The sequence below is a fragment of the Lactobacillus sp. S2-2 genome (assembly GCF_021698855.1).
Lineage (GTDB): Bacteria > Bacillota > Bacilli > Lactobacillales > Lactobacillaceae > Fructilactobacillus.
Genome location: NZ_WWFA01000009.1, coordinates 35,110 through 41,235 on the forward strand (window position 1 = coordinate 35,110; position 6,126 = coordinate 41,235).

The 6,126-nt window shown below is 33.5% G+C and carries 6 protein-coding genes; all 6 read right to left on the bottom strand.

The features are described from left to right. Positions 1 to 11: 11 nt before the first annotated feature. The 6 genes from GSH19_RS05295 to GSH19_RS05320 all read right to left on the bottom strand — a co-directional run bounded on the left by GSH19_RS05295 (position 12) and on the right by GSH19_RS05320 (position 5,768). Positions 12 to 962, bottom strand: coding sequence for a capsid protein (locus GSH19_RS05295; protein ID WP_237027066.1), 951 nt, complete (start codon positions 960 to 962; stop codon positions 12 to 14). 11 nt (positions 963 to 973) lie between these two features. Beyond that, complete coding sequence (locus GSH19_RS05300; RefSeq protein WP_237027067.1) at positions 974 to 1,531, bottom strand: phage scaffolding protein; 558 nt, start codon at positions 1,529 to 1,531, stop codon at positions 974 to 976. A gap of 98 nt (positions 1,532 to 1,629) precedes the next feature. Further along, positions 1,630 to 2,658 (bottom strand): minor capsid protein, encoded by a 1,029-nt coding sequence (locus GSH19_RS05305; protein ID WP_237027068.1) that lies wholly within the window; start codon positions 2,656 to 2,658, stop codon positions 1,630 to 1,632. A gap of 14 nt (positions 2,659 to 2,672) precedes the next feature. Continuing rightward, a complete protein-coding gene (locus GSH19_RS05310; protein ID WP_237027069.1) occupies positions 2,673 to 4,100 on the bottom strand; it encodes a phage portal protein in 1,428 nt (475 codons plus the stop codon). After that, positions 4,091 to 5,341: a PBSX family phage terminase large subunit gene (locus GSH19_RS05315; RefSeq protein ID WP_237027070.1), complete on the bottom strand. Its 1,251-nt coding sequence runs from the start codon at positions 5,339 to 5,341 to the stop codon at positions 4,091 to 4,093. The genes GSH19_RS05310 and GSH19_RS05315 overlap by 10 nt, the downstream gene beginning before the upstream one ends. Further along, a complete protein-coding gene (locus tag GSH19_RS05320) occupies positions 5,334 to 5,768 on the bottom strand; it encodes a terminase small subunit (protein WP_237027071.1) in 435 nt (144 codons plus the stop codon). The genes GSH19_RS05315 and GSH19_RS05320 overlap by 8 nt, the downstream gene beginning before the upstream one ends. Positions 5,769 to 6,126: the final 358 nt, after the last annotated feature.

Genomic DNA, 6,126 nt, shown 5'->3' on the forward strand with positions numbered 1-6,126 from the left:
CTCCAATTTAATTATTTGCTTGATGTTGTTTTGGTTTTCTTACTTGCTGCTTTATCGACAAAGATTTCAATTCCGGCAGCTTTTGGATCTAACACAATTACATCTGCGTATTCTTGTTCGTAGTAATGGAAGTTACCACTAGTTGCAGCAGAAGGAGCATCCATACCAACAAATGAGTATTTTTGTGGGGCAATTTGAGCACCGTTCCAAATAAGCATCATGTTCATTTGTAATGAATCATCAATAACTTTAGCACCTTCAGTGAAATCGTAATCTGATTGGAACAAGTCAGATGGAATAACTACGATATTTACAGAATCTAATGAGTAAACATTACGAGCAATATCGCCATTACCATTAATTACTGCTTGACGATTTTGTGCTTCAGCTGATTTAAGAATAGTGTTTGTTTTTGGAGTAACAAATAAAATACGACCAGTTGAAGGTACACGATTTTCGTCCATGCGAGCCATTGCAGCATCAAATTGAGGTAAGATGTTTGCTTCAGTTAACTCATCATTGTGAACACCGTCTGCGTTTTTCTTAGCAGTTTCTTTGTAAAGTTGGCTCATCATGTATCTATCCATTTCTGGAAGTTTTTGTTGAACATTGAATGCGTTAGTAACATTAGCAATTGAAGTTACCATATTAGTTTCGTCAACGTCTAATGGGTCCACTAAAGTTTCCCAGTATCTATCAAATGTTAATTCATAAGTATAGTAGTCATTTGAGTAGTTACCAACTGCATTAGTAATCGTATTTCTAGTTCTATCTTTACGACCACCATCAATTGTTAGTTTAGGAACTTTAACATGTTTTGCTCCGTCAAAGTTGATTTCATTATTAGATGGAGAGTTCCATAGAATTTGCGTTCTTAATTGTTGATCACTAAAACCTTTAGCGATTGCTGCTTGATATTTTTCGGCGAAGTTTAATACTGCACCATTGTGATTTACTGTCATAAATAATCCTCCTATTTGTCATTTAAGTTTGGATTAAAAATAGATGCCATTTGGTCGACTTCGTTAGTATCATTATTAACATCGCCAGTTTTAGCTTGGTAATTTGATAATTGGCCTCCGTCAAATAAATAAGCATCTGATTCTTGTAATCCTTTAATTTGTTCATCTAGTCCTTTAACAGAACCATCTTCATTCAGCTCAACACTATCCATATTTAGCATTTTCTTAACTACTTCTGGATTTCGGGCATTAGTTGAACTAAGACTTTTACTAACCGCATTATCAAGTTTTACATTGCTTAATTGCTTGCTTAATTTGTCAGTATCCGTCTTATATTTGTCTTGTAAGTCTTTTAATTGATTTGATAATTCTTCGTTATCAGAATTGTTTTTCTTCAATCCTTTAATGTCCTTATCGCGATTAGTTATCTGCTCATTAAGACTATTCTTTTCAGTTTCTAAAGTAGAAACTTGTTCCCTAAAGTTTTGAACATCAGAACCATGGGCTTTCATGACAGCTTCAATTTGTTCATCATTCAATCCTTGTTCCTTTAAAAAATCTCGTTTCATTGAGATAACCTCCTTTATTTACGTTGTTTTTACGTGCAACGACCACTAAAATTAGGTATAAAAAAGAGACCTTTTAACGACTTATCCAGGTCGAATATTTAAATGGGTTCTTTCCATTTTTCGTAACTGATATTTTTAATGATTTTATGATTTTCTTGATCATATCTTGAATCAATTGTTGGATTGCTTTCAACATATGGAATCGTGGTACATCTGCAATATGGATGCATAAGCGGATAATTTAAAGCTACAACTTTATCTTTTAAATTAAAAACCTTGCCATCTAATCCAGCACATTGATCACATGTCCGACGTTCTAAAGTGGCTACATATTCATACTTTTGTAGTCCTTCACTCTCATAAGCATGAATAGTAGCAGTTTCATCAACATGTCCCATTTCAGTAACAACTAGTCGCTTAATATGCTTGCGCTTAACGTCAGTAAAACGTTGTTTAAAGTCTTTCATCAAACGAGTATAGCTATCACCACGTAAAGATGATTTCAATAAGCTGTCAGTTAACTGACTAGGTAATTCATTACGATAGTTATGCCATATGCGTTCACTAAAATCACTACCTTGCCAACTTTTTGAAACAATGACCTTTGCCGCCTCATCATTAATTTTAGCTAGATTATGATTGATGACTTTTCTTTCCATATCAATCGTATAAGCAGTTTGATAATAACGATCTTGATATTGATTGGCTAAAACATCTTTCATTTTTTTAGCTTCATCAACGGCTTCATCAGATAATTTGCTTTCAAAGTCTTTTTGTAATGCTTTTAGACGTGTCACACGCTCTTTAAAGTATTGATTATTTAATAATCGGTCGTAACCACCTTCTAAAGCTTTTGATTTAAACTCATCTAAAGTTAAGTCGAAGTATTGAGTATCAATATCCTTTAATAGATTGCTGGCTTGTTCAAAATCAATATTGTTATTGGATGCATATTTCTTATACCAGCTCTTTAATTCATTTTCAAAAGCTCGTTCAACATAACCTAATCTTTTATATAACTGCCTTTGATACTCTTCCGTACTTTCAATTTGCTTAGCTTTTAATTTAAGGTGGCGTTTGCGCCAGTAACTTCTATTTTCCTGCTCATTGTAGGGTATTCTAGCCATTTATCAGCACCACCTTACTTGTTATTTTTTTCAATAACTTCATTCAATTTATCTTGTTCTTCTTGATTGCTAAAAGAGTCGTTAACTTCTTCATCAGCCTTTAACTCTAATTCTTCTTTCCACTTCCCTCGTTGTACAAAAGGATTATTCTTAGCTAAGTTTTCGTCGGAAGTATAAGCAGCAAGATAATTAAACATTTCAGCTTGTTCATGGTCGTTTTGAATGCTATTTCTCGTCCATGATTGATTAATAGCGTACTTGCTATCATCTTTACCAAATGACCGAATAATGGCTCTAACAAAGTTATCGATGCCTTGTCTGAAATACTGTTCTGTAATACCAGCTTTCAACTCTATTGGCATGTATAGCATTTTTAATGCTGGCTGTGATGAATTGTTTTGTACTAAAAAATCAGCCGGGTCAACTGATTGACCGAACTTAAAAATCTTTTCGTTAGCAATTTTTAAAGCTAAATCTTTTGCGTCAGTTGGAATATCAATCTTTAATGTATCAACTCCGCTGTTATCGCCCGCACCGTCAGAATCAAATTTTAAAGCTCCTTCTTTTAATGCAGCTCTAAACTCGTCCATTGAAGTACCGTTATAATTGGTCAAAATAAAAATGACCTGCTGTACATCTTGTAGGTCATTAATTAATCCATTGAAAATCATATCGTAAATATCGATATAACCTTTATATTTAAATAAATCTGGTCGTTTATAACGATTCTTATCAAACTCAATGAAAGGAATCCTACCTAAATTATGTTTTAAAGTGTTTGATTGGCCAGTTTGTTCATTAGTATTGTAATCAAAGATACTAAAGCGATTATCATATTTTTGTAGCGTTCCATAATCATTACCTTTGTTTTTATATACTGCTACTTCTTTATCAGTCCAATATTCATGGACTTGGTAATTGTGACCATCTTCTTGACTAAGTTCGGTATAAGTCCGTCTTACTGCGACTAAATTAGGAGTTAAATCACTACTATAAATTGGAGTAATCTGGTCTGGTGGAACAACGCCATACTTAAAGTTTCCTTTGTCATCAATCCAATAATGTAACCATGCTACTCCAGCGTTAGCAGAATCAATCACTAGATTACTTAAAGTTAAGGCAAAGTTTGAACCTAATACATTACCGATTTTTTTATTTAAATCATCATCTTCCGTATCAATATCAGGTGGGGTTGAAGCAAGATAACTCGCTTCCTGGTCAACTACTAATTGATGGTAGTTAGAACTGGCACGATTATCAGCTTTTCTCACTAAATCGCGATTGTCTTTGTTTTCGGTGTTTACTTTGCTTTCCCCACGATTTCGAAGAGTAATATCATTGCGATTTTGATAATACTCAATGGATTTATCGTAATCAGCATTAAATGCTAATCGACGAGAATCAGTATTCTGTAAGATTTTCTTCATTGTATCTATTTCCATGCTACAAAACCTCCTTTTTTGCTCAACGTTTCAACTGCATACCTTGTTGAATCTAATGTATGGTCGTTGCCGTCCGGATATTCAGCTTTTAAATTTCCGTTAGCATCACGTTCAAGTTCATAACTGGTTAATTCACGTGCAGCGTTTGGAGTTCTAGTTTCATCAACGACAATCTGTCTTAAATCTTGTAACCATTTAAAGCCTTGACGTCGACTATCTGGGCCTTTCTTAGCCGGTGTAATATTCAAACCCAAACTCCTAAATTCTGCGACTGTACGAGGCTCTCTATCACTAGTAATATATTCAAAATTAGGATTGAGTTTTTTAATTTTCTCAACGGCTTCTTTATTCGATAAACTAACTTGAAACAATTCATTGACGAAGTATAAAGCACGTCTAGTCTTATCAAAATAAACTTCAATATAAGCTAATGGGTCACTAGCAAATCCAAAGTCCAATCCGCGATATAATCTATCAAATGATTTAACTTCATCATCAGTAATCTTGCGTTGAGTAACATTAGAAAATACTTCTGCACCAGTACCGGTTACCTTACCTAGAAACTCATGCTCATAGGCTTTTAAGTTATCTTTCTTTAATTGTTCCGCATCAGCTATAAACTCTTTACCTAGCCATTCCTTTGGAACAGATAAATAAGTAGATTCATTAACAACGGTGTCTTTTCGGTATTTCTCGTGTTCAGTCGTTACATTTACCCAACTATTAACAGAAGCAGGCGGATTATAACTATAAAGAGTGATAATATCGTCGCCACCACGATTAAGCGATTGATTAATTGATCTAATTTCTTCATGGCTTTTGAATTCGGTCACTTCTTCATAGTGTTTGAATTTAGTATAACCGTGTCTAAATTTTTGTGATTTAATTTTCTCTGGTTTATCTGCACCTTTAAATCTAATCTCTTGTCCAGTTGGTTTATAAACTAACTTCAAAGGACTTACTGACGCCTGCCATAGTTCTGATACTTCTAATTTATCGACTGCCCATAAATATTGGTCAAATACGGATTCTCTCAAAGTACTGGCAACCTTACGAATAACCACCGCATTAGCTTCTTTGTCCATCATCAATCCCAGGATAATTTCAATGGATATAAATGATGATTTAGTTGAACCACGACCGCCTTTAAGCCAGTAATTAGAGTGTTTTTTATGCAATAAATCATCATGTAAATCGTAAAATGAAGTAGCAACAAGATTGGATAATTTAACATTAGCCATCACTACCACTTCCTTTATTTAAATCATCAATAATCTGTACTGGTGTGAAGTTAGCATTGACTTCTTTCTTTTCAGTCCACATTACTAAGCGTTTACCAATTAATTCAGCAGCTTTAGTTCTATCTTTAATGGTTGGTGGTAAATTACTTTCAATACCATTAACCGTTGGTAAAGATTCTCTTACTTCACCACGAACTACACTGGTTAAGTATTCCAAGATTTCCGTTTCAGAAGCAATTTTAGTTGATTTTAATTCTTCCATACGATCATTAATTGCAGCTTGAATGTTAGCTTTATTAAGCATTTTAGTCCCAGTCGCTCTTGAGGATCTAACAGAATAACCAGCCTGTATTGCAGCTTTTGAAGCATTACCAATTTCTAGGTAACACTCAACGAATTTTCTTTCACGTTGATTTAATTTTTGCATGTTGTGCCTCCTTTCATTAAATTTATGTATTAAAAAAGACCGAATTAACGGTCTTTTAACTATTTATTTTTAAATTTCTTATCAAAAAAATGTCCTAGAAGTCCACCTATGCAACTGATAACCACTATACTGATTACATAGACCATAAATTTTTTATCATTAAAATAATTATCAATAATAGGTTTAGAAAGCGTCCCCAATATTAATCCAATTAGCCCACAAATTAACGATGTCCAGTAGACTCTTTTTTGTTTTTTCATAAATAATTTTTCCTTTGATTACATAATTACACAGCCATTAACTAGTTGTTATATATGTTGTAGCACTAAAAAAATAATAATCAATTATTTAGTACATA